Source organism: Pseudomonas sp. W5-01, from assembly GCF_046540435.1.
Taxonomy (GTDB): Bacteria; Pseudomonadota; Gammaproteobacteria; order Pseudomonadales; family Pseudomonadaceae; genus Aquipseudomonas; species Aquipseudomonas graminis_B.
Genome location: NZ_JAXCIP010000005.1, coordinates 167,257 through 188,776, shown reverse-complemented (window position 1 = coordinate 188,776; position 21,520 = coordinate 167,257). Strand labels below are relative to the sequence as shown.

Sequence of the window (21,520 nt, the reverse complement as noted above, 5' to 3'; positions counted from 1 at the left end):
TCTCCCGTAGACAAGGAGCGTCATGCACACGTTTGGCAATCGCCGTGATATCGATGGGCTGCGGGCCCTGGCCGTGGTCCCGGTGCTGTTGTTTCACTTCGGTCTGGGCCTGAGCGGCGGCTTCGTCGGCGTCGACGTGTTTTTCGTCATCTCCGGCTACCTGATCACGTCCATCATCTTCCGCGAGATCAGCGCGGGGCGATTCAGCTTCGTCGATTTCTGGGCCCGTCGCGCGCGACGTATCGTCCCTGCCGTGACCGTTGTCGTGCTGGCCACGTTGGCGTTTGGCTGGATATTGCTGACGCCCAAGGACTACGCCGAGCTGGGCCGGGAAGTGCGGTATCAGTCGATGTTCATGTCCAACCTGCTGTTCATGCGGCAGGACGGCTACTTCGATTCCGCGTCAGATTTCAAACCGCTTCTTCACACCTGGTCGCTGGCGGTGGAGGAGCAGTACTACATTTTCTTCCCGCTGCTGATGGTGCTGGCGACGCGGTACGTGCGGCACTGGCGCTGGTTGCTGCTCGGCCTGCTGGTGCTGTCGTTCGGGCTGAACATCTGGGCGATCAAGCACAAACCCGAGGCAGCATTCTTTCTGCTGCCGATGCGTGCATGGGAACTGCTGTGCGGGGCGATGCTGGCCGTCGCCCCTGCGCCTAGACGCCCGCTGCCGAGCTGGATCTATCAAACGGTCAGTCTGAGCGGTTTTGCGGCGGTCGTGCTGGCGATGCTGAGTTTTGACAAAACCACGCAATTCCCCGGCTGGGCGGCGCTGCTGCCTGTGATGGGCACCACAGCGATGATCTGGGCCAACGGTCATCCCGCGTCATGGGTCGGGCGTTTTCTGAGCATCAAACCGCTGGTGGCAATCGGGCTTATCTCCTACTCGCTGTACCTGTGGCATTGGCCTATTCATGTCTATGCCAATGCAATTTCAGCTGACGGGATTTCTGACCTTGAAGCGATTGGCTGGATCCTTCTGGCCGGCGCGCTTGCCTGGATCAGCTGGCGCTTTGTCGAGCTGCCATTCCGTGAACGCCGCGTGCTGGCCGGCCGCAAGCCGGTACTGATGGGTGGAATGCTGACGCTGGCCGTATTGGCGCTGATGGGGCAGGCGGTGCGCTCCAGTGACGGCGTACCGCAACGCCTGTCCGGCCAGGCCCTGCAATATGCGCAGTCGCGGGAGTGGAGCGCCGGGCAGATGGACTGTTTCCTGCTCGGATCAAAGCACAGCAAAGGTCTGGACAAGCTCTGTCGGGCGGGTGGCAATGCCGATGCCGCGCCGTCCCATCTCATCTGGGGCGACAGTCATGCGGCAGCCCTGTGGCCAGGCGTCAGAAGCGCGGCCGAGCAAGCCCATGTGCCTGTCTGGCTGGCAAGCATGAGCGGATGTCCGCCGCTGGTCAGCACCGCAACAAGCAAGCGCTGTCAGGACTTCAACGCCCTGAACGTCGAGCGCGTTCGAGCACAGAAAATCCCTGACGTCACGCTGGCCGCGCGCTGGAGTTTGTACATCTACGGCCTGGAAGACGGCAACAAAAGCAACGTGCTGCTGAAACACGAATCCATTCCCCGAAACGAAGCGTATTTCGCCGATGCTTTGAAAGCTCAGATCGCTGAATTGCGAGCAGCGGGGGCGCAGGTCTGGTTGTTCAAGGAAGTGCCGCAGCAGCGCAAGGGCACCATCGAACGATTGAGCAGCCTGGCGAGGGTTGGACGTTCGGCTGCAGAGGTCGGGCGTCCGGCTGCGGAGCTTGATGGGCGGCAGGCGTTTATCAACCACCTGTTCGACACCCTCAGCCGTGCGGATGCAGGCATTCACCTGGTCGACCCTAAACCGCTGCTGTGTGAGGGCGGTCTGTGCCGTGCCGAAGTTGACGGGCGTTCGCTGTACAAGGACGAAGATCACCTGTCGGACCTGGGCGGCGAGAAGATGCAACTGCTGTTCGCGCCGCTGTTGCGCGAAACACCGCGCATTTGAGTTGGACACAAGCTGCCCTCTGCGGTCAGAGCAGGTAGGATGTGCATCTATTTGGTGAGTGGCCGGGTTAATGAAATTCAAGGATCTACGGGATTTCGTGCAGCAGCTTGAGCAGCGCGGAGAGTTGAAACGCATTCAGGTGCCCATTTCCCCTGTACTGGAAATGACCGAGATCTGCGACCGGACCCTGCGCAACAAGGGGCCGGCGCTGCTCTTCGAAAAGCCGACGGGTTTCGACATCCCGGTGCTTGGCAACCTGTTCGGCACTCCCGAGCGCGTCGCTATGGGCATGGGCGCCGAGTCGGTGTCCGAACTGCGGGAAATCGGCAAGCTGCTGGCTTTCCTTAAAGAGCCCGAGCCGCCCAAGGGCTTGAAGGACGCCTGGTCCAAGCTGCCCATCTTCAGAAAAGTGATCGCCATGGCGCCGAAAGTCGTCAAGGACGCGCCGTGTCAGGAGATCGTGATCGAGGGCGACGACGTCGACCTTGGCCTGCTGCCCGTGCAGACCTGCTGGCCCGGCGATGTCGGCCCGCTGATTACGTGGGGGCTGACGGTTACTCGCGGGCCCAACAAAGAACGGCAGAATCTGGGTATCTATCGCCAGCAGGTGATCGGCCGCAACAAGGTGATCATGCGCTGGCTCAGCCACCGCGGCGGCGCGCTGGATTTCAGGGATTGGTGCAACAAGCACCCGGGTCAGCCATTTCCGGTGTCCGTGGCCTTGGGCGCTGACCCCGCCACCATTCTGGGCGCCGTCACGCCGGTGCCCGACAGCTTGTCCGAATACGCATTCGCTGGCCTGCTGCGTGGCAACCGTACCGAACTGATCAAGTGCCGTGGCAACGACCTCCAGGTCCCCGCCAGCGCCGAAATCGTCCTTGAAGGGGTGATTCATCCCGGCGAAATGGCCGACGAGGGTCCGTACGGCGACCACACCGGCTACTACAACGAGGTCGACAGCTTCCCGGTCTTCACGGTCGAGCGCATCACCCACCGCATCAAGCCGATTTACCACAGCACCTACACGGGCCGGCCGCCTGACGAGCCGGCCATCCTGGGCGTTGCGCTAAACGAAGTCTTCGTGCCGATTCTGCAGAAGCAGTTCCCGGAAATCGTCGACTTCTACCTGCCGCCCGAGGGTTGCTCGTACCGCATGGCGGTCGTGACGATCAAGAAGCAGTACCCCGGCCATGCCAAGCGCGTGATGCTGGGGGTCTGGTCGTTTTTGCGACAGTTCATGTACACCAAGTTCGTTATCGTCACCGACGACGACATCAATGCCCGTGACTGGAATGACGTCATCTGGGCGATCACCACGCGCATGGACCCCAAGCGCGACACGGTGATGATCGACAACACGCCAATCGACTACCTCGACTTCGCCTCACCGGTGTCCGGTCTGGGCTCGAAAATGGGGCTCGATGCCACCCATAAGTGGCCGGGCGAAACCACCCGTGAATGGGGTCGCGCTATCGTCAAGGACGAAGCGGTGACCCGCCGGATCGATGAAATCTGGACTCAGCTGGGAATTGATTGATGCGTGTAAATTTGCAGCCCTCGGGCGCGGTCATCGAGACATTGCCAGGCGAACGGATCCTCGACGCCGCCCAGCGTCTGGGCTATGAATGCCCTCAGAGCTGTCGCAACGGCAATTGCCACATCTGTTCCGCGCTGCTGGTTGAAGGCAGCGTCGAGCAGGCCGGAGAGATCCGCAACCACGGCGAAATCTACACGTGCCTGGCGGTGCCGCAGGAAGACTGCGTTGTGCTGTGGGACAGCGTGCTGGCGCTCGGCGAGCTGCCGGTGCGTACGTTCGCCTGCCAGGTCAGCGAGTGTGTTGAAGTCGGCGGCGATGTCTGGCGCGTGATGCTCCGTGCGCCTGCCGGCAAGCCGCCGCGTTATCACGCCGGTCAGTACCTGATGATCCATCGGGACGACGGCGAAAAATCGGCGTTTTCCATGGCGTCAGCGCCGGAGAGCGGGCGTGATCTCGAAATTCACGTCCTCGCCCGCGAGGCCAGTGCGCAAAACCTGATCAAGCAGCTGCAGCGCGAGGGCATGGCGCGGGTTGACTTGCCCTTCGGCGATACTCATCTGGGCGAATTGCCCGATGGCCCGCTGGTATTGATTGCGGCAGGCACCGGTATGGGGCAGATGCACAGCCTGATCGAGCATTGCCGCGCCAAAGGTTTCCCCTATCCGGTGCATGTGTATTGGGGAATGCGCCGTCCGGAAGATTTCTACCAGCTCACGCATTGGGAGGAGTGGCAGACGCTGCCTAATCTGTTCCTGCACAGGATCGTCAGTGATCTGTGCGGTTGGGAAGGGCGCTGCGGCATGCTGCATGAGGCGGTTTGCGAGGACTTCAGCGATCTGAAGCCGCTTTATGTGTATGCCAGCGGCTCCCCGGCCATGGTCTATTCGACCCTCGATGCGCTGGTGCTGGCGGGCATGGATGCGCATCAGATGCGTGCCGATGTGTTCGCGTATGCGCCGAGGCCCTGAAGCGCAGCCACTCGCCGGGCTGGATGTGGACAGCGTATTGCATGGCTGTTTGTCAGATATCGGCTTTTCCGGCGTGACCCGTGCGCCGGTGGCCGAGTCACAACGTCACACTGCCTGCGATGCCGTCTGATTGTTCATTCGTTGTTGCCAGACCCGTTTCATGAGTGTTCAGCGTTGCACCGGCGTCAGCCTTGCCGGTGGGGGGAACCAGATGGGGAATCAAATCAATATCCTGGCGGAAGCTGTCCATGATGGCTTGGGGTTGTCCTACCCGCCGGTCATCGATCTTGGGCCGAAACTGAGCCGCGAGCAGCTTCTTGCCTCCATCCACGCCACGATGAGCCGTCACCAGGGCGGCCCGATCTGGTTGTTCGCATACGGATCATTGATCTGGCGACCCGAGTGCAGCGCCGTCGAGCGTCAGCGCGGACGGGTCCACGGCTATCATCGCGGTCTCTATCTCTGGTCCCACGAACACCGTGGCACGCCCGAGCAGCCAGGGCTGGTATTCGGTCTGGACCGCGGCGGCTCCTGCAGCGGATTCGCCTACCGGTTGCCCGAAGACAATATCGACGAGTCCCTGCTGGCGTTGTGGCAGAGAGAAATGCCGTTCCCGTCCTACCGCCCGCACTGGCTCAACTGCCGACTTGAAGACGGCACCAAGGTGCAGGCGCTGGGATTTGTGCTGGAGCGGCATCTGCCCAGTTATGCTGGCAACCTGCCCGACAGCGTGCTCACCCAGGTCCTGGCCAATGCCAGCGGCCGTTACGGGACCACGTGGGAATACGTCGAGCAAACCATCCGCGCACTGCGCACCCACGCCATGCCGGACCTGAGCCTGGAAGCGCGGTTCAAGCGGTGCAGGCCGGTGTTGTTAGCGATATAGCTTCTGGTCCGAATAAGGCTTGATCATCGCACTGACCAAGCCCTTTTCGTTTGAGACTTAAGCCATCTCCTCTCGCGACTGGCTCGCCACCCGCGTATGCCGCAGCGTCGGTATCAGGAACGCTATTGCGAGGATGCAAGCGGACACCAGCAGCACGAAGCCGCCGTCCCAGCCAAAGTGGTCGACCGTGTAACCCATCAGTGCGCTGGCGGCGACCGAGCCACCGAGATAGCCGAACAGGCCGGTGAATCCCGCTGCGGTGCCGGCGGCTTTCTTCGGTGCCAGCTCAAGGGCCTGCAAGCCGACCAGCATGACCGGGCCGTAAATCAGGAAGCCGATCGAGACCAGCGCAATCATGTCGACGGTGGGGTTGCCGGGCGGGTTGAGCCAGTAGACCAACGTCGCAACGGTCACCATTGCCATGAACACGATGCCGGTCAGGCCACGGTTGCCACGAAAGATCTTGTCGGACATCCAGCCGCACAGCAGCGTGCCCGGAATGCCTGCCCACTCATAAAAAAAGTAGGCCCACGAGGTCTTGTCGACGTCGAAGTGCTTGGCTTCTTTCAAGTACGTTGGCGCCCAGTCCAGCACGCCGTAACGCAGCAGGTAAACGAAGACGTTGGCCAGCGCGATGTACCAGAGCATTTTGTTACGCAGGACGTATTTGACGAAGATCTCTTTGGCGGTGAATTCCTCTTCGTGGCTCGCGTCGTAGCCTTCCGGGTAGTCGTTCTTGTAGTCCTCGACCGGCGGCAAGCCCACGGACTGTGGGGTGTCGCGCATGGTGACGAAGGCGAACAGGGCGACGAACAGGGCAACCGCCGCAGGCACGTAGAACGCGGCGTGCCAGTCGTTGGTCCAACCCAGCCCGAGCAGGAACAGCGGGCCGATCAAGCCACCACCGACGTTGTGCGCCACATTCCATACCGAGACCACGCCGCCACGCTCCTTCTGCGACCACCAGTGCACCATCGTGCGTCCGCTCGGCGGCCAGCCCATGCCTTGGGCCCAGCCATTGATGAACAGCAGAATGAACATGATGGTTACGCTGGACGTCGCCCAGGGTGCGAATCCGAACACGAACATCACCAGCGCGGAAATCACCAGTCCGAATGGCAGGAAGTAGCGCGGGTTGGAGCGATCCGACACCAGCCCCATCAGGAATTTCGACAGCCCGTACGCAATGGCAATCGCTGAGATCGCGAGGCCCAGTTGGCCACGGGTATATCCCTCGTCGATCAGGTAGGGCATGGCCAGCGAGAAATTCTTGCGCAGCAAATAGTAGCCGGCGTAGCCGAAGAAGATGCCGGCGAAAATCTGCCAGCGAAGGCGGCGGTAGGTAGAGTCGACACGCTCCTCAGGCAGCGGAGCCTGATGTGCGGCAGGACGGAAAAAGGCAAACATCGGGACACTCCATTTATTTTATTGTTATGCGAATCCGAATATTACATTTTCGTTACAGAAAATAGGAAGGCTTCTCATCGGATAAAAAGGACGTAAACACGGGCCGAGAGGGAATTCCTTTGCGAACATCCCGTTTGTGCAGTGCTGTCCATAGGTGGGTTTCGGTGCCTGGGACAGGTAAAGTGCGCGCTCACGCGCTCACGATTGGCAAACCCTCATGCAGTCACCCCCGCTTGGGATTCGGAATAAAAAAATCATCATCCTGTGCCGCGATGTTGGCGGATACCTTGGCCGGCTCAGCACCTTTCTCGGCAAGTCGAACGACGTTGTATTCCTTGACCTGACCCATGGCGCGAAAGAACTGCCATGGCTTCCGGGGAAGCTGCGCCGATGGCTGAAAAAGTACCTGATCGTTAAGCGTGCTCGTGCGGCGATTCGGGCGGCGGGCCATGTCGATGCGCTGCTGGTTGTGAATCCAAGCCAGCTGGATGAGGGTTTGGTCACACTGGCCCAGGCTGCGGCGGCGCTCAGCGTCGCCTATCTGTCTGACGGGATTGCGCGATTGTCGATGCCGATTGATCAACTGGCGACCTTTGACAAGGTCTACACCTTCGATGGCGCTGATGCCCGCGAGTATCAACTGCGCAAGCTCTACAACTACATCTACGAAGAACACGCCGATTTCAGAACGACGTCCGACTTCAAGGCTTTTGTCGTGATGGGCGGCAAGCACCGTGTGGATGTACTCGGGAGGGTCGCTCGGGCGTTTGAACAACTGGGCTACACCAACACCTGCAAGTTCCTGGTGCAGAGCAAGCCAGTGTTGGGGGCCAGTCCATTACTGACCTTCTTTCGGCAGCGCATGGGCATCGATGAAACGGCCGAATACGTCAAGCGTTCGGAAATACTGATAGACATCGTCCGGCCGGGGCACGCGGGTTTGAGCTTCCGGTTCTTCGAAGCACTGCTCTATCGCAAGAAAATGATCACAAACAATGCATCGGTGGCGGATTACGACTTCTACGATCCGCGCAACATTCTGATCATCGACAGCGATAACCCCGTGATCCCTGAAGCCTTCATCGCCGGTGAATACGTGGATCCGCCCGAACAGGTCGTGCAGCGCTACAGCATGGCGAGCTGGGCGAACGAGGTTTTCAGTTCGTTGTCGGCCAGCCCGCCTCGGTTACCCGTTAACGAATCTTAAGCCCTCGGCAAGCCGGCGTCGGCGCTTGGCGTTGCCTTGCGCAGGAACGGATGTTCGATGCACCAGTACGTCGCGACGCTGATGCTGCTGGTCAGCAGGATGATCAGCGGTAAATACAGCGCGTAACTGAGTGGATCCGGTGTGGTGAAGTCATACATGCCCAGCAAGCTGAACGCGCTGTAGATGACGATGCCGTGCAGCAGGTAAATGCTGAAGCTGGCCTCGCCCAAAATCTTCAATCCTCGAATCTCCAGCACCCCGTGCAAGCTGTTGCCGAGCACAAACAGCGCAAACGGAATGCCGAGGATCAGCATCTGCAGCGTCGAATACGATTTGAGCTTCATGCAGATCAGCAGTATCACGACCGCAACCAACGTGCAGCGCACGCCTGTGAAGTCGACACGCCACTGGCGCATCCGGTCTTCAAACACCGCCACTGCGATGCCGACAGCGAACAGTTTGATGAACCGGTTGTGAAAGTGATGGTGGTATTCGCCCCACAGGCACGCCAGCACCATCAGCGAGACGACGACTGACATGCCGGGGAGCTTGCGCCGAAGCAGGCAGTACAGCACTGGCAGCGACAGGTAGAAGACCGCTTCATAGAGCAGCGTCCACTGCACCGAGGCGTTGATGCGGACAGTGTCCGGGAAACCGTTGATGGGGCTGCCGATGAAAATCACCCATCGGCCAAGTGCTTTGAGGGTGTCCATCACCGGGGCGCTGATGCCTGCGGATTGATACAGGGCGATGGCCGCGATCACGGCGACGCTGAAGAGGTACATCGGGAAGATTCGCCGTACCCGTGACGACAGGATCTGACGCCATTTCGGCTCGCTGCGGTAGATCTTCGCGGTAAACAGGTAACCCGTGATCATGAAAAACAGCGACACCGGCACCGTGCCCATGTTGTTCAGCACGCGGCTGTCCGTGGTTTCCCAGACCCCGCTGACGTGCCAGTAATAACTGACGATGAAGTGATGAACGATGACCGCAGTGGCGAGCACGCCGCGCAGCCCGTCCAGCGACGAAACGCGGTGGAGCGCGTCTTGGGAGAGGATCGGTAAACGCTGGGTGGCGAGGCAAAATATCGCGATCGACAGCGCGTACAGCGATATCAAAATCAGAGTGACGGTCATCAATACTGGGTCCGCAATTCGTATTGGAGTCGATACCGAATGAGGGCCCGTTCGGTATGTATCGGGCGTGAAATATACGGAACACATCGGGCGCCGTCGCGGGTTGTTTAGCGAGGTGTTGATTTTGGGATCGATCCTACGCAGCTCTGGGAAGTCATGAGCTATTGCCGCCGCAGCCCAACATACAAACTGCGCGCCGGCCTTTTGCACTCAAGCAGGGGGCACACAGGAAGAAGCGCGCAGGTGACGGCAGTGATGAGCAGGTGGGTTTTATGGGTGATGCTTGCGGTGTGTATCAAGGTTCATGCAGACGAGCGCAGTGTTGAGTTTGATTACCGCAGGGCGCCCGCCTGGCCGTATTCGCTTTCAAAATCGGGAGTATCCGGGTGGGTCGTCTACAACCTGAAGGCGCACCACGATGGAAAGGTTTCCGCGCCTGAGGTGCTGGACAGCTCGCACCCTCTGTTTTCCCTCTCCGTAGTAAACATTGCGCCGACATGGCGCGTAAAACCCTGGGTGGTCAGTGATCAGCGTCCGGCAGTTATCTCGCTGCGGCAGGAGCATTACTTCGTCCACCCGCGTGAAGGAAATGCCCCCGTGCCCTGGCTTCATCGCAGCCTGCGACACATGACCTGCGCCCGATTCAACAAGCGACTGGACGACTTCCAGCAAAACTCATCCGGTCTTGAAGAGATCGACATGAGCGTGTTCCGGCACACCTTCAAAGTGCTGGCGAGGGTCGCCACTTACCGCAGGCTGTCCGACGAGCGACGGTTCGCGCTGGGGGATGCGCTGGCAGATGCAGCTCCGGAGATCATTCAGCGATGCCGGGCGAATCCGGAACTGCGTTACAAGGACGTGTTACCTGATCAAGTGAGGATGATGCTGTGAGCGCGTGGTCAGCCCTTTCAGATTGGAAGCGACCCTGATACACGCTACCTGACCCTCACCACCACCTTGCCCACCGCCTTGCGCTGCGCCAACGATTCAATCGCTTCTGCCGCCTGCTCCAGCGGGTAAACCTTCGACACCAGCGGCTTCAGCTTGCCCTCGCTGAACCAGGTGAACAGTTGCTGGAAATTCGCCGCGTTGTCCTGGGGCTGGCGTTGGGCAAATGAGCCCCAGAACACACCTACAACCGAGGCCCCTTTCAACAGCGCGAGATTGACCGGCAGCTCAGGAATGCGGCCACTGGCGAAACCGACGACCAGCAGTCGCCCGTTCCAGGCGATGCCCCTAACGGCCTGATCAAAAAGGTCGCCGCCCACCGGGTCATAGATCACATCGACGCCGTTGCCGTTGGTGAGGCGTTTGATTTCATCCTTCAGATTGCTTTCGCTGTAGTTGATCAAATCGTCGGCGCCTGCGTTTTTGGCGACCTCGAGCTTTTCTGCGCTGCTGGCGGCGGCAATCACGCGAGCGCCCATGGCTTTGCCGATCTCGACGGCAGCGAGGCCGACGCCCCCGGAGGCGCCGAGCACGAGGAGCGTCTCGCCCGCCTGCAGATTGGCGCGCTGTGTGAGGGCGTGCATCGACGTGCCGTAGGTCATGCTGAAGGCGGCGGCGGTGGTGAAGTCCATCGTTTCGGGGATGGGCAGGACGTTGTAACCGGCCACGGCGATCTGTTCAGCGAAGCTGCCCCAGCCTGTCAGCGCCATTACCCGGTCACCGACACGCACATGTCTGACCTTTTCACCGACAGCGGTCACGATACCCGACGCTTCACCTCCAGGCGAAAACGGAAAAGGCGGCTTGAACTGGTATTTGCCTTCGATGATCAGCGTGTCCGGGAAGTTGACCCCGGCAGCGTGCACGTCCAGAAGAATCTCGTTTTTCTTCGGCTCCGGGCTGGGGATTTCCTCCAGCACCAGATCTGCAGCGGGACCGAAGGCTTTACAAAGCACGGCTTTCATCGAGGGCTATTCCTTTTTCGGGGATGGCCGATAAGTACAGGTAGCGAGGTTGTGGGGTCAATGAGCATGGCCCGGCCTGATAGGCGTGCATAAGCTGAAGTAAGCTATGCGGCAAAACGGATTGAGGAGCGGACTGTGAAAGCGTGGATTCTGATGTTGATGGCATTGTCGATGCCGGTTGCGGCGCTGGCCGAAGAGGGCGGGGAGAAGGAAGATCCGAACAAGGTTTCCTACGTGGCGTTGACGCCACCCTTCGTAGGCAACTACTCACTGGATGGCGGCCCGAAACTGCACGTCTATAAGGCCGACGTCGCCTTGCGCGTGACCGGCGCCGAAGCGCAGAAGCTGGTGAAGCAGAACGAGCCGCTGATTCGCAATCAGCTGGTGGCGCTGTTCACTCAGCAAACGGTCGACAGCATGGGCAACGTCGATGCCAAGGAGAAACTGCGTCAGGAAGCCCTGAAGCAGACCCAGCAAGTGCTGACCCAGGAAACCGGCAAGCCCGTGGTTGATGACCTGCTGTTCAACAACTTCATTGCCCAATAACGCCGCGTTCTGAACTCAGCGCAGGCCCAGCACGACGGCCCATTGTTCGTCCGTCACCGGCATGACGGACAAGCGGCTGCCTTTCTGCACCAATGGCATCTGCTCCAGTGCGGCTTGTTGCTTCAGAAAACTCAGGCCCAGCACGTTCGGAAACGCCTCGACGAATGCCACATCAAGGGCGCTCCAGGGGTTTTTCTGCTCGGTGGCCTTGGCGTCGAAGTAGTGGCTTTTTTCGTCCAGCGCAGTGGGATCGGGATACGCGGCCTTGACGATTTCTCCGATGCCGGCGATCCCGGGCTCGGGGCAGCTGGAATGGTAGAAAAAGAACTGATCGCCCTCGGCCATCGCGCGCATAAAGTTGCGGGCCTGGTAGTTGCGTACACCGTCCCAGCGCGTCTGCCGGAGCTTTTTCAGCCCGCTGATCGAGAGCTCGTCGGGCTCGGATTTCATCAGCCAATAGGCCATTTATAAGGCTCCTGAACAGGTCTTGGGAAATTTGTCCTACGATTTGATGACAAACCGACAGTCGGCTGGCGCCAGTATTTGCGTGTTGCGTCACGTTGCCGCAGAATGCCGGCATTTTAAGGGCTGCACTATCTGGCGGCCTTGTTTAAACGTTATCGATTTCAGATTCTGATTCGTTACAAAGGGGACGATGAATGCGACGCAAGCCGGATGTACTGTGGATTTTGGCAATTTTGTTCGGCTTGGGAATCGTTACCACCGGTTATGCGCAAAGTCTGTGGGCTGCCAAGGCAGACGCGCCGGTTGAAATCACTCAGCAACAGCAGCCACAGCTCCGCCGCTAAACCGCTTTTTCGCAGCGCGCTTTTTTTCACCCAAGCGCGCATTGCTGACGATTCACCCCGCCATATACCAACGCGTACCCGTCACCGTTCCTGCCAACGGAACATCCCAACTGGCGACCGCCAGCTTCCCGACTTTCTGACACTCGTGGGCCAGTCCCAGCAGCACCGGCTTGCGCCAGGTTTTACGACGCGCGAGATAAGCCAGGCTGCGGTCGTAAAAGCCGCCACCCATGCCAAGACGTCCCCCGTCCGGATCGAACCCCACGAGCGGCATCAGCACCAGGTCGAGCGTCCAGATCTTGCGCTGTCGCCTGGCATTGGTACGTGGCTCCGGGATGCGGAACCGGTTCGGCTTGAACGTCTCCCCGGGGCGCACGCGCTGAAACACCATTTTGGTTCGAGGCCAGGCACTGAGCACCGGCAGGTACGTGGTCTTGCCGCGTTTTTGAGCGGCACGGAGGAGCAGGCGCGGGTCGATTTCACCGTCCATCGGAAGGTAGAGCGAAACATGACGGGCGCGGCGAAACAGCGGGTTTTGCGCCAGTTGACGGTACAGGCCCTGCGCCGCCTGTCGCTGTTCTGCCGGGCTGAGCGCGCGACGATTATGGCGAAGAAGCCGACGCAACTGTGGTCGAGAGAGGCTTGAAGGATCTGGAAGGGGAGCGGCGCCGGATGAGGTCATGCTGGCGGGTCCGTGAGGCGTTGGATAGTGATGTCGTGGAATCAGGCAGATTCACGATGCCCACCGCCAGACGGGGCGCCTGGCGATGGGTAGAAGGTTCGAGACTCCCCGACGAACCGCTGTCGGTGTAGCCCTTGAACCCGAAAGTTCAAGGTGGAGATTGCAGGAGGTTTTAAGGCTTTCCGTCGAGCGGACATGCACACCAACCCCAACGTGCAACCCCCGTGGTTGTGCGTATCGGCTCAGGGACATGACCGACTGGCAAGCACTCCAGGGAGCGGTCGCAAGTATACCCAATCATGTCCGAACAATCAGCCTTGTGCTTTATCCGAATCCGTGGCAAGGACCAGGTCTACACGGTCCAGCAAATCGCGAACCTGCTCACTGTTGGCACCATTGGCCTGGGCCTTTGCGGGTGGCAGTTCCTGTTTGTGCAGAAGGTCATGGGTAATATTCAGTGCGGCCATCACCGCAATACGGTCGGCGCCGATGACTTTGCCGCTGCTGCGGATCTCGCGCATTTTGCCGTCCAGATAACGCGCGGCGCTGACCAGATTGGTGCGCTCCTCTTGCGGGCAGATGATCGAATATTCTTTGTCGAGGATTTGCACGGTGATGCTGTTGCCATTACTCATGAGTCTTGCTCCAGGGCCTTGAGGCGCGAAATCATGGACTCGACCTTTTGCCGGGCGATTTCGTTTTTTTCAATGAGTTGAGCGCGTTCCTCGCGCCAGGATTTTTCCTGAGCTAATAGGAGTCCGTTTTGACTTTTTAGTTGCTCGACACGATTGATCAATAACTCCAGTCGAGCCATCAGCGCTTGCAGGTCGTTGTCTTCCATTGTTTTCCACTGATTACTTTCAGATGAGTGGTGCAGGCGCTGGCGTCTGGATTCGCCCCGGACATCGCCTGATAGCTTGGGCGCGTCTGCCGGTGCTACGATACAAGGCCTTCATTCTAGACATTGCGCCGCTTGGCGCCTAGTTGCCCATGCCTATTCAGAATTCCCCGTACAACGGCTTCGCCGCCCTGCTTGCCAGCAGTGGTCATCATGTATCTCCTGCCGAATTGCACGGCCTCTTGCTGGGCCGCAGTTGCGCCGGCGCAGGCTTCGATGCAGAAGAGTGGCTGTCCGACGCTCATCTGCTGCTCGAAACAGAGCCAGACGACAAAGTGCGTCAGGCCCTGATCGGCCTGCAGGCAATGGTCAAAAGCGAACTGACCGGTGACGACATGACCGTCGTGTTGCTGTTGCCCGGTGATGATGAGCCCCTGGCTGCACGCACCGCCGCCATGGCCCAGTGGTGCCAGGGTTTCCTCAGTGGCTTTGCCCGGGTGGGTGGCCAGTCACTGAGCGATGATGCCAGGGACGTGCTGCAAGACCTGGCTGCCATTGCTCAGGTTCATGACGCGCTGGACGAGTCCGAAGATGGCGAGAGCGACTACATGGAAGTCATGGAGTACCTGCGCGTTGCGCCGTTGCTGCTGTTCACCGAGTTCAACCAGAAAACCGATGCTGACGACGAAGCCAAGCCTTCTTTGCACTGACAGCGCGTCATCGCGGCTTCCGCCATGCCGCCCTTGCGCGGCGGTGGCCGAAGCGCATCTCCCGGAGAACCGCACTTGCCCATGATTCATATCCCGAAAGCCGAATATGCCCGCCGCCGCAAGGCGTTGATGGAGCAGATGGAGCCCAACAGCATCGCCATCCTGCCAGCGGCGGCTGTGGCGATTCGAAATCGGGACGTCGAGCATGTGTACCGCCAGGACAGCGACTTTCAGTACCTGAGTGGCTTCCCCGAACCGGAGGCGGTGATCGTGCTGATCCCTGGCCGCGAGTACGGTGAGTACGTCCTGTTCTGTCGCGAACGCAATCCCGAGCGCGAGTTGTGGGACGGCCTGCGCGCGGGCCAGGACGGCGCGATGCGCGAGTACGGCGCCGATGATGCCTTCCCTATCACCGACATCGACGACATCCTGCCCGGCCTCATCGAGGGTCGCGATCGGGTGTATTCGTCCATGGGCAGCAATCCTGAATTCGACCGCCATGTGATGGAGTGGATCAACGTCATCCGTTCCAAGGCGCACCTGGGTGCGCAGCCGCCCAAAGAATTCGTTGCGCTGGATCACTTGCTTCACGACATGCGCCTGTATAAATCGGCGGCCGAAGTGAAGGTGATGCGTGAGGCCGCGCAGATCTCGGCCCGTGCCCATGTGCGAGCCATGCAGGCCAGTCGCGCCGGGCTGTACGAGTTCAGCCTGGAAGCGGAGCTTGATTACGAATTCCGCAAGGGCGGCGCGAAGATGCCGGCCTATGGCTCTATCGTCGCCTCGGGGCGCAACGCCTGCATCCTGCATTACCAGGAGAACGACGCGCCGCTCAAAGACGGTGACCTGGTACTGATCGATGCCGGTTGCGAGATCGACTGCTACGCCAGTGACATCACCCGTACCTTCCCGGTAAGCGGCAAATTCTCCGCCGAACAGAAAGCGATTTACGAGGTGGTGCTCAAATCCCAGGAAGCGGCGTTTGCAGCAATCAAACCCGGAAATCACTGGAATCAGGCCCACGAGGCTACGGTTCGAGTCATCACCGAAGGGCTGGTTGAGCTGGGGCTGCTGCGAGGCGCGGTGGATGAACTGATTGCTGCCGAAGCGTACAAAGCTTTTTACATGCATCGCGCCGGACACTGGCTGGGCATGGACGTGCACGACGTCGGCGAATACAAGGTTGGCGGAGAGTGGCGTGTTCTGGAGGCCGGGATGGCGCTGACGGTCGAGCCCGGCATTTATGTGTCCCCGGACAATCAGACCGTCGCCAAAAAGTGGCGCGGGATTGGCGTGCGAATCGAGGATGACGTCGTGGTAACCAAAAAAGGCTGTGAAATCCTGACGGGCGATGTGCCAAAAACCGTTGCCGAGATCGAGGCCCTGATGGCCGCAGCACGAACCCAAGCCGCATGAGCCGCTTTAATCTGGCCATCGTGGGTGGCGGACTGGTCGGCGCAAGCCTGGCCCTGGCCCTGCAAGCCGGGGCGAAGGCGCGAGGCTGGAAAATTGTCCTGATCGAGCCGTTTGCGCCCGGCGACACGTACCAACCCAGCTACGACGCGCGCTCTTCAGCGCTGTCTTTCGGCGCGCGGCAGATCTACGAGCGCCTGGGCCTGTGGCAGCAGATCAGCCGCCGCGCCGAGCCGATCCTCAACATTCACGTTTCCGACAAAGGCCGGTTTGGCGCCGCGCACCTGTCTTCGATGGAAGAAGGCGTTCCGGCCCTGGGCTACGTGGTTGAAAACGCCTGGCTGGGCCAATGCCTGTGGCAGGCGCTGGACAAGGACGTGATCAGTTGGCGGGTCCCGGCCGAAGTCACGCACATGCAGGCGCTGCCCGATGGCTACCAACTCACGCTCAATGACGAAACTCAGCTCACCTGCGACCTGGCGGTGCTGGCCGATGGCGGCCGTTCCAGCCTGCGCGAGCAGTTGGGCATTGCCGTGCGACACACGCCATACGATCAAAGCGCGCTGATCGCCAACATCACGCCGGGAGACCCACACGGTGGTGAGGCCTTCGAGCGGTTTACCGAAAATGGCCCCATGGCGTTGCTGCCGCTTCCGGATAATCGTTGCGCGCTGGTCTGGACGCGCACCGGCGATGACGTTCAACGGCTGATGGCGCTGGACGACCGAAGCTTCCTGGAAGAACTGCAGGGCGTCTTCGGCTTCCGGCTGGGCGCACTGAAGCAAGTGGGGGTGCGCCACAGCTATCCGCTGGCGCTGATCGAGGCCGAAGAGCAGATCCGCTCCCATCTGGTGGTGCTCGGCAATGCCGCCCACAGTCTTCATCCGATTGCGGGGCAGGGCTTCAACCTGTCGCTGCGTGATGCCGCCTCCCTGGCCGAGGCGCTGCTGGCCAGTAATGCACCGCTGGGCGAGCTGTCGACGTTGCAGGTGTATCGCGAGCGCCAGCGGGTTGATCAAAAACTGACCGTCGGCTTTTCCGATCAGGTCACCCGGTTGTTCAGCAGTCAGCAGTCGGTCGTGACTGCAGGCCGCAATCTGGGCCTCCTGGGCCTGGATCTGTTGCCTTCGGCCAAGAGCTGGTTCGCCCGTCAGGCCATGGGCCTGGGAACGCGAAGCGATGTCTGAACACTCCATTCATTCGTGGCCTTCGCCACAGTCGAGAACGATTTAAAGCATGGAAACGCGCGCAGATCTGCTGATTGTCGGGGCCGGAATGGTGGGGAGTGCGCTCGCGCTGGCGCTGCGAGACAGTGGGCTGAACATCCTTGTGGTGGATGGCGGTCCCCTGACGGTCAAACCGTTCGTGGCTGATGCCCCCTTCGAAGCCCGGGTCAGTGCGTTGTCCATCGCCAGTCAGCGCATTCTTGAGCGGCTTGGCGTCTGGGATGGCATCGTTGCGCGTCGCGTCAGCCCCTACAGCGACATGCACGTGTGGGATGGCAGCGGCACGGGCAAGGTGCATTTTTCTGCTTCCAGCGTTCACGCTCAGGTGCTTGGGCACATCGTCGAAAACCGCGTGGTGCAGGATGCGTTGGTCGAACGTCTGCATGCCAGCGACATCGGCTTGTTGGCAGACGTGCGTCTGGAGCAGATGCGTCACTCCGGCGATGACTGGCTCCTGACGCTCTCCGACGGCCGCACATTGCGTGCGCCGCTGGTGGTCGCCGCCGATGGCGCCAACTCGACCGTACGACGCATGACCGGCACCGCGACGCGGGAGTGGGACTACCTGCACCACGCCATCGTGACGAGCGTGCAAACGGCGGACTCCCACCGTAAAACCGCCTGGCAGCGCTTCACTGACAGTGGCCCGCTGGCCTTTTTACCGCTCGACCGAGAGGGTGAGCATTGGTGCTCCATCGTCTGGTCGGTGACGCCGGAGCAATCCGAGCGTTTGATGAAGCTCGACGACGAACGCTTCTGCCGTGAGCTGGAGAATGCGTTCGAAGGCCGTCTCGGACCGGTGATTTCTGTTGATCCGCGGCTTTGCGTGCCGCTGCGTCAACGCCACGCCAAGCGCTACATAGCGCCCGGCCTTGCGCTGATCGGCGATGCCGCGCACACCATCCATCCGTTGGCGGGGCAGGGCGTCAACCTGGGCTTTCTCGACGCAGCGGTGCTGGCCGAAGTGCTGCGCGGTGCGGTGGAGCGCGGCGAACGTCTGGCCGATGAGCGCGTGTTGAGCCGTTACGAGCGTCGGCGCATGCCGCATAACCTGACCTTGATGGCGGCGATGGAAGGCTTCGAGCGACTGTTCCAGGCTGACGCGCTGCCGGTTCGTCTGTTACGCAACGCCGGGCTGAAGATGGTCGATCGTTCGGCAGAGGCCAAAGCGTTGTTCGTGCGCCAGGCCTTGGGCCTGACCGGGGACCTCCCGACGCTGGCACGGCTCTGACAACACGGCACTTTCTGTCCGCGCGCTTCACCGTGGGACCGGCTTTAGCCGGAAACGCGCCATTCGTTACGCCGCGAATCTGATGGCGTTCAAGCTGGCCTCTTCCCGGCTGAAGCCGGTCCCACTGTAACTGCGCGTGCGTTCAGTGGTTCCGGGTGTGGCACCGCCGGCACCTCGCAACATCCGGTAACGCCTCAATCCTGACTTCGGTTGAGATGGCAGATGCGATTCACTACCATTTCGCCTCGTTTTTCCCCTCTCTCGAATCAGGAGAACCTGCATGCAGGCTAGCAAGCGTCTTTTGGCTGCCCTGGCATTAACCGTGCTCGGCAGCACCGCCCAGGCCGCAGATGAAGTGGTGGTGTATTCCTCCAGAATCGATGAGCTGATCAAACCGGTGTTCGATGCCTATACCGCCAAGACCGGCGTGAAGGTCAAGTTCATCACCGACAAGGAAGCGCCGCTGATGCAGCGCATCAAGGCCGAGGGCCAGAACGCAACGGCTGACCTGCTGCTCACCGTCGACGCGGGCAACCTCTGGCAAGCTGAGCAAATGGGCATCCTGCAGCCGTTCACTTCGCCGGTCATCGACGCCAACATTCCGTCCCAGTACCGCTCTTCCACCCACAGCTGGACCGGCCTGAGCCTGCGCGCGCGGACCATTGCCTACTCCACCGATCGCGTCAAACCTGCAGAACTCACCACCTACGAAGCCCTGGCCGACAAACAGTGGGAAGGGCGTCTTTGCCTGCGTACTGCCAAAAAGGTTTACAACCAGTCGCTGACCGCCACGCTGATCGAAACCCACGGCGCCGAGGCGTCGGAGAAGATTCTCAAGGGCTGGGTGAACAACCTCTCGACCGACGTTTTCTCCGATGACATCGCGGTGCTTGAAGCCATCAATGCCGGCCAATGCGACGTCGGCATCGTCAACACCTACTACTACGGCCGTTTGCACAAGGACAATCCGGATCTCGCCGTGCGCCTGTTCTGGCCCAATCAGTCGGATCGCGGCGTGCACGTTAATCTTTCCGGCATTGGCCTCACCAAGCACGCGCCCCACCCAGACGCCGCCAAAGCGTTGGTGGAATGGATGACGGGCCCTGAAGCCCAGACCATATTCGCCGGCACCAATCAGGAATTCCCGGCCAACCCGAAAGTGGCGCCCTCTGAAGAAGTGGCGAGCTGGGGCGCATTCAAAGCGGATACGATCCCGGTTGAAGTGGCCGGTCGGCGGCAGGCCGAGGCGATTCGCATGATGGACCGCGCTGGCTGGAACTGATCTTTCGCGAAAGAAGGCCGGGTTAACGCCGGCTTTGCATCCTGACAAAGACCCTGTGGGAGCGCCACCCCGGTCACTCCCACCGAGGGCTTCGGCAACCCGCAACTCTCCGTGAGTAACCCCCTTGGCCCACTCCCCCCAGCGTCGCTGGTACCCCCTGGTTTTCAGCATTGCCGCGCTGGTGCTGCTGCCGTTAAGCGTTCTGCTGTTTTCCTGGCAAACCATCGATCAGCAGATCTGGTCCCACCTCTGGGAAACCCAGATGCCGCGGTTGCTGGGCAACACCCTGACGTTGGTGATTGGCGTGGGGCTGGGCGTCACGCTGCTGGGCGTGAGTCTGGCGTGGCTGACGGCGCTTTGTGAGTTTCCAGGGCGCCGCTGGCTGGACTGGGCACTGATGCTGCCGTTTGCCATCCCGGCATATGTGCTGGCGTTTGTCTTTGTGGGTTTGCTGGATTTCGCAGGCCCGGTGCAGACGCTGCTGCGCGAGTGGTTCGGTTCCGGCCTGCGTCTGCCGCGAGTGCGCTCCACCGGCGGCGTGATTATCGTGCTGGTGCTGGTGTTCTATCCCTACGTGTATCTGTTGGCGCGCACGGCATTTCTGGCCCAGGGCAAAGGCCTGATGGAGGCCGCGCGCATTTTGGGGCAGTCGCCGTGGCAAGCGTTCTGGCGCGTGGCATTGCCCATGGCGCGGCCGGCGATCGGTGCCGGCGTCGCGTTGGCGTTGATGGAAACCCTGGCGGATTTCGGCGCGGTGTCGGTGTTCAATTTCGACACCTTCACTACAGCGATCTACAAAACCTGGTACGGCTTCTTCAGCCTGTCGAGCGCCGCGCAGCTGGCGAGCCTGTTGCTGCTGGCGGTCATGGTCCTGCTGTACGGCGAGCATCGCGCACGGGGCGCGAGCCGGCCGAGTAACGAGCGTCCGCGGGTCAAGGCCCTCTATCACCTGCATGGATTAAAAGCTGCCGCCGCCAGCACGTGGTGTGGACTGGTGTTCGCCTGCGCGTTTGTGGTGCCGCTGTTGCAGTTGATTGTCTGGGTCTGGCAGCGCGGGCGTTTCGACCTCGACGAGCGCTACGCCGGGTTGATTCTGCACACGCTTTATCTGGGCAGCATCGCTGCGCTGGTCACGGTCTGCGTGGCGATGATCCTTGTGTTTGCCCGGCGTCTCGCCCCCACCCGCGCCATCCGCTCGGGCGTCAGCGTCGCCAACATTGGCTATGCGCTGCCCGGCTCGGTGCTGGCGGTGTCGATCATGTTGGCGTTCAGTTATCTGGACCGGGAACTGGTCGTGCCCTTATCCAGCTGGCTGGGCGGCGCTGGCCGACCGTTGCTGCTGGGCAGTCTGGGGGCGCTCGTGCTTGCGTATCTGGTGCGTTTTATCGCGGTCGCGTACGGGCCGCTCGAGAACAGCCTGTCGCGGATTCGCCCGTCACTGCCCGAAGCCGCGCGCAGTCTGGGGGTCAGCGGGTCGCGATTGTTTTTCAGGATTTATCTGCCGCTGCTCATACCCGGCACGTTGAGCGCTGCGCTGTTGGTCTTCGTCGACGTCCTCAAGGAAATGCCCGCCACGCTGCTCATGCGCCCGTTTGGCTGGGACACGCTGGCCGTGCGCGTCTTCGAAATGACCAGCGAAGGTGAGTGGGCGCGTGCGGCTTTGCCTGCGCTGACCCTGGTGCTGGTCGGGCTGCTCCCGGTCATCGGTTTGATCAGACGTTCGGCCAAGCCGATTGGTTAGGTGC

General features: G+C 60.7%; 21 protein-coding genes and 1 other RNA gene. 14 read left to right on the top strand and 8 right to left on the bottom strand.

What is annotated here, in order from left to right:
* Positions 1 to 22: 22 nt before the first annotated feature.
* The 4 genes from SLW75_RS17600 to SLW75_RS17585 all read left to right on the top strand — a co-directional run bounded on the left by SLW75_RS17600 (position 23) and on the right by SLW75_RS17585 (position 5,372).
* The gene (locus tag SLW75_RS17600; protein WP_410935053.1) at positions 23 to 1,981 is read left to right on the top strand and encodes an acyltransferase family protein; all 1,959 of its coding nucleotides are present in this window, start codon (positions 23 to 25) and stop codon (positions 1,979 to 1,981) included.
* A gap of 70 nt (positions 1,982 to 2,051) precedes the next feature.
* The gene (gene ubiD / locus SLW75_RS17595) at positions 2,052 to 3,518 is read left to right on the top strand and encodes a 4-hydroxy-3-polyprenylbenzoate decarboxylase (RefSeq protein ID WP_410935052.1); all 1,467 of its coding nucleotides are present in this window, start codon (positions 2,052 to 2,054) and stop codon (positions 3,516 to 3,518) included.
* A complete protein-coding gene (locus tag SLW75_RS17590) occupies positions 3,518 to 4,486 on the top strand; it encodes a CDP-6-deoxy-delta-3,4-glucoseen reductase (protein WP_410935051.1) in 969 nt (322 codons plus the stop codon). The genes ubiD and SLW75_RS17590 overlap by 1 nt, the downstream gene beginning before the upstream one ends.
* Before the next feature lie 211 nt (positions 4,487 to 4,697).
* Complete coding sequence (locus SLW75_RS17585; protein ID WP_192131015.1) at positions 4,698 to 5,372, top strand: gamma-glutamylcyclotransferase; 675 nt, start codon at positions 4,698 to 4,700, stop codon at positions 5,370 to 5,372.
* 57 nt (positions 5,373 to 5,429) lie between these two features.
* Here the strand turns inward: SLW75_RS17585 and glpT are convergent, their stop codons facing one another.
* Entirely contained in the window at positions 5,430 to 6,779 is a 1,350-nt protein-coding gene (gene glpT / locus SLW75_RS17580; protein ID WP_192130697.1) for a glycerol-3-phosphate transporter, read from the bottom strand.
* A gap of 217 nt (positions 6,780 to 6,996) precedes the next feature.
* On the opposite strand from glpT, the gene SLW75_RS17575 reads away from it, so the two are divergent.
* Entirely contained in the window at positions 6,997 to 7,986 is a 990-nt protein-coding gene (locus tag SLW75_RS17575) for a hypothetical protein (protein WP_410935050.1), read from the top strand.
* Here the strand turns inward: SLW75_RS17575 and SLW75_RS17570 are convergent.
* Complete coding sequence (locus SLW75_RS17570; protein ID WP_410935049.1) at positions 7,983 to 9,125, bottom strand: acyltransferase family protein; 1,143 nt, start codon at positions 9,123 to 9,125, stop codon at positions 7,983 to 7,985. The two genes, SLW75_RS17575 and SLW75_RS17570, sit on opposite strands and share 4 nt — an antisense overlap.
* A gap of 243 nt (positions 9,126 to 9,368) precedes the next feature.
* On the opposite strand from SLW75_RS17570, the gene SLW75_RS17565 reads away from it, so the two are divergent.
* On the top strand, positions 9,369 to 10,016 hold the full coding sequence (locus SLW75_RS17565) for an energy transducer TonB (RefSeq protein WP_410935048.1): 648 nt from the start codon (positions 9,369 to 9,371) through the stop codon (positions 10,014 to 10,016).
* A 44-nt stretch (positions 10,017 to 10,060) separates the two neighbouring features.
* On the opposite strand, the gene SLW75_RS17560 is transcribed toward SLW75_RS17565, so the two are convergent.
* Positions 10,061 to 11,038, bottom strand: coding sequence for an NADPH:quinone oxidoreductase family protein (locus SLW75_RS17560; protein ID WP_410935047.1), 978 nt, complete (start codon positions 11,036 to 11,038; stop codon positions 10,061 to 10,063).
* A gap of 135 nt (positions 11,039 to 11,173) precedes the next feature.
* Between SLW75_RS17560 and SLW75_RS17555 the strand changes: the two genes are divergently transcribed.
* Entirely contained in the window at positions 11,174 to 11,584 is a 411-nt protein-coding gene (locus tag SLW75_RS17555; protein WP_410935046.1) for a flagellar basal body-associated protein FliL, read from the top strand.
* A 15-nt stretch (positions 11,585 to 11,599) separates the two neighbouring features.
* On the opposite strand, the gene SLW75_RS17550 is transcribed toward SLW75_RS17555, so the two are convergent.
* Positions 11,600 to 12,049 (bottom strand): EVE domain-containing protein, encoded by a 450-nt coding sequence (locus SLW75_RS17550; RefSeq protein WP_410935045.1) that lies wholly within the window; start codon positions 12,047 to 12,049, stop codon positions 11,600 to 11,602.
* Between the two features lie 194 nt (positions 12,050 to 12,243).
* On the opposite strand from SLW75_RS17550, the gene SLW75_RS17545 reads away from it, so the two are divergent.
* Complete coding sequence (locus SLW75_RS17545) at positions 12,244 to 12,393, top strand: hypothetical protein (protein ID WP_122534092.1); 150 nt, start codon at positions 12,244 to 12,246, stop codon at positions 12,391 to 12,393.
* A gap of 52 nt (positions 12,394 to 12,445) precedes the next feature.
* Here SLW75_RS17545 and SLW75_RS17540 read toward each other — a convergent pair whose 3' ends face one another.
* The 4 genes from SLW75_RS17540 to SLW75_RS17525 all read right to left on the bottom strand — a co-directional run bounded on the left by SLW75_RS17540 (position 12,446) and on the right by SLW75_RS17525 (position 13,916).
* On the bottom strand, positions 12,446 to 13,075 hold the full coding sequence (locus tag SLW75_RS17540; protein ID WP_192130703.1) for a 5-formyltetrahydrofolate cyclo-ligase: 630 nt from the start codon (positions 13,073 to 13,075) through the stop codon (positions 12,446 to 12,448).
* A gap of 101 nt (positions 13,076 to 13,176) precedes the next feature.
* A non-coding RNA gene (ssrS, locus tag SLW75_RS17535) (6S RNA) lies at positions 13,177 to 13,355 on the bottom strand.
* Positions 13,356 to 13,386: 31 nt separating this feature from the next.
* Positions 13,387 to 13,710: a cell division protein ZapA gene (locus SLW75_RS17530; RefSeq protein ID WP_065987460.1), complete on the bottom strand. Its 324-nt coding sequence runs from the start codon at positions 13,708 to 13,710 to the stop codon at positions 13,387 to 13,389.
* Complete coding sequence (locus tag SLW75_RS17525; protein ID WP_037016503.1) at positions 13,707 to 13,916, bottom strand: TIGR02449 family protein; 210 nt, start codon at positions 13,914 to 13,916, stop codon at positions 13,707 to 13,709. Before SLW75_RS17525 ends, SLW75_RS17530 begins: the two co-directional genes overlap by 4 nt.
* Before the next feature lie 149 nt (positions 13,917 to 14,065).
* Between SLW75_RS17525 and SLW75_RS17520 the strand changes: the two genes are divergently transcribed.
* From SLW75_RS17520 to SLW75_RS17495, 6 genes are all read left to right on the top strand, one after another.
* Positions 14,066 to 14,623 carry a YecA family protein gene (locus tag SLW75_RS17520; protein WP_192130705.1) on the top strand — a complete coding sequence of 186 codons (558 nt, stop codon included), beginning with the start codon at positions 14,066 to 14,068 and terminating at the stop codon, positions 14,621 to 14,623.
* Positions 14,624 to 14,704: 81 nt separating this feature from the next.
* On the top strand, positions 14,705 to 16,039 hold the full coding sequence (gene pepP, locus SLW75_RS17515) for a Xaa-Pro aminopeptidase (RefSeq protein WP_065987458.1): 1,335 nt from the start codon (positions 14,705 to 14,707) through the stop codon (positions 16,037 to 16,039).
* Positions 16,036 to 17,223, top strand: coding sequence for a 2-octaprenyl-6-methoxyphenyl hydroxylase (gene ubiH / locus SLW75_RS17510; RefSeq protein WP_410935044.1), 1,188 nt, complete (start codon positions 16,036 to 16,038; stop codon positions 17,221 to 17,223). Before pepP ends, ubiH begins: the two co-directional genes overlap by 4 nt.
* 49 nt (positions 17,224 to 17,272) lie before the next feature.
* Positions 17,273 to 18,493, top strand: a complete 1,221-nt coding sequence (locus tag SLW75_RS17505) for a 2-octaprenyl-3-methyl-6-methoxy-1,4-benzoquinol hydroxylase (RefSeq protein WP_065987456.1) — start codon at positions 17,273 to 17,275, stop codon at positions 18,491 to 18,493.
* Positions 18,494 to 18,773: 280 nt separating this feature from the next.
* Positions 18,774 to 19,775: an extracellular solute-binding protein gene (locus SLW75_RS17500; protein WP_296308179.1), complete on the top strand. Its 1,002-nt coding sequence runs from the start codon at positions 18,774 to 18,776 to the stop codon at positions 19,773 to 19,775.
* Positions 19,776 to 19,899: 124 nt separating this feature from the next.
* Complete coding sequence (locus SLW75_RS17495) at positions 19,900 to 21,516, top strand: ABC transporter permease (RefSeq protein ID WP_410935043.1); 1,617 nt, start codon at positions 19,900 to 19,902, stop codon at positions 21,514 to 21,516.
* The last annotated feature ends 4 nt before the right edge of the window (positions 21,517 to 21,520 follow it).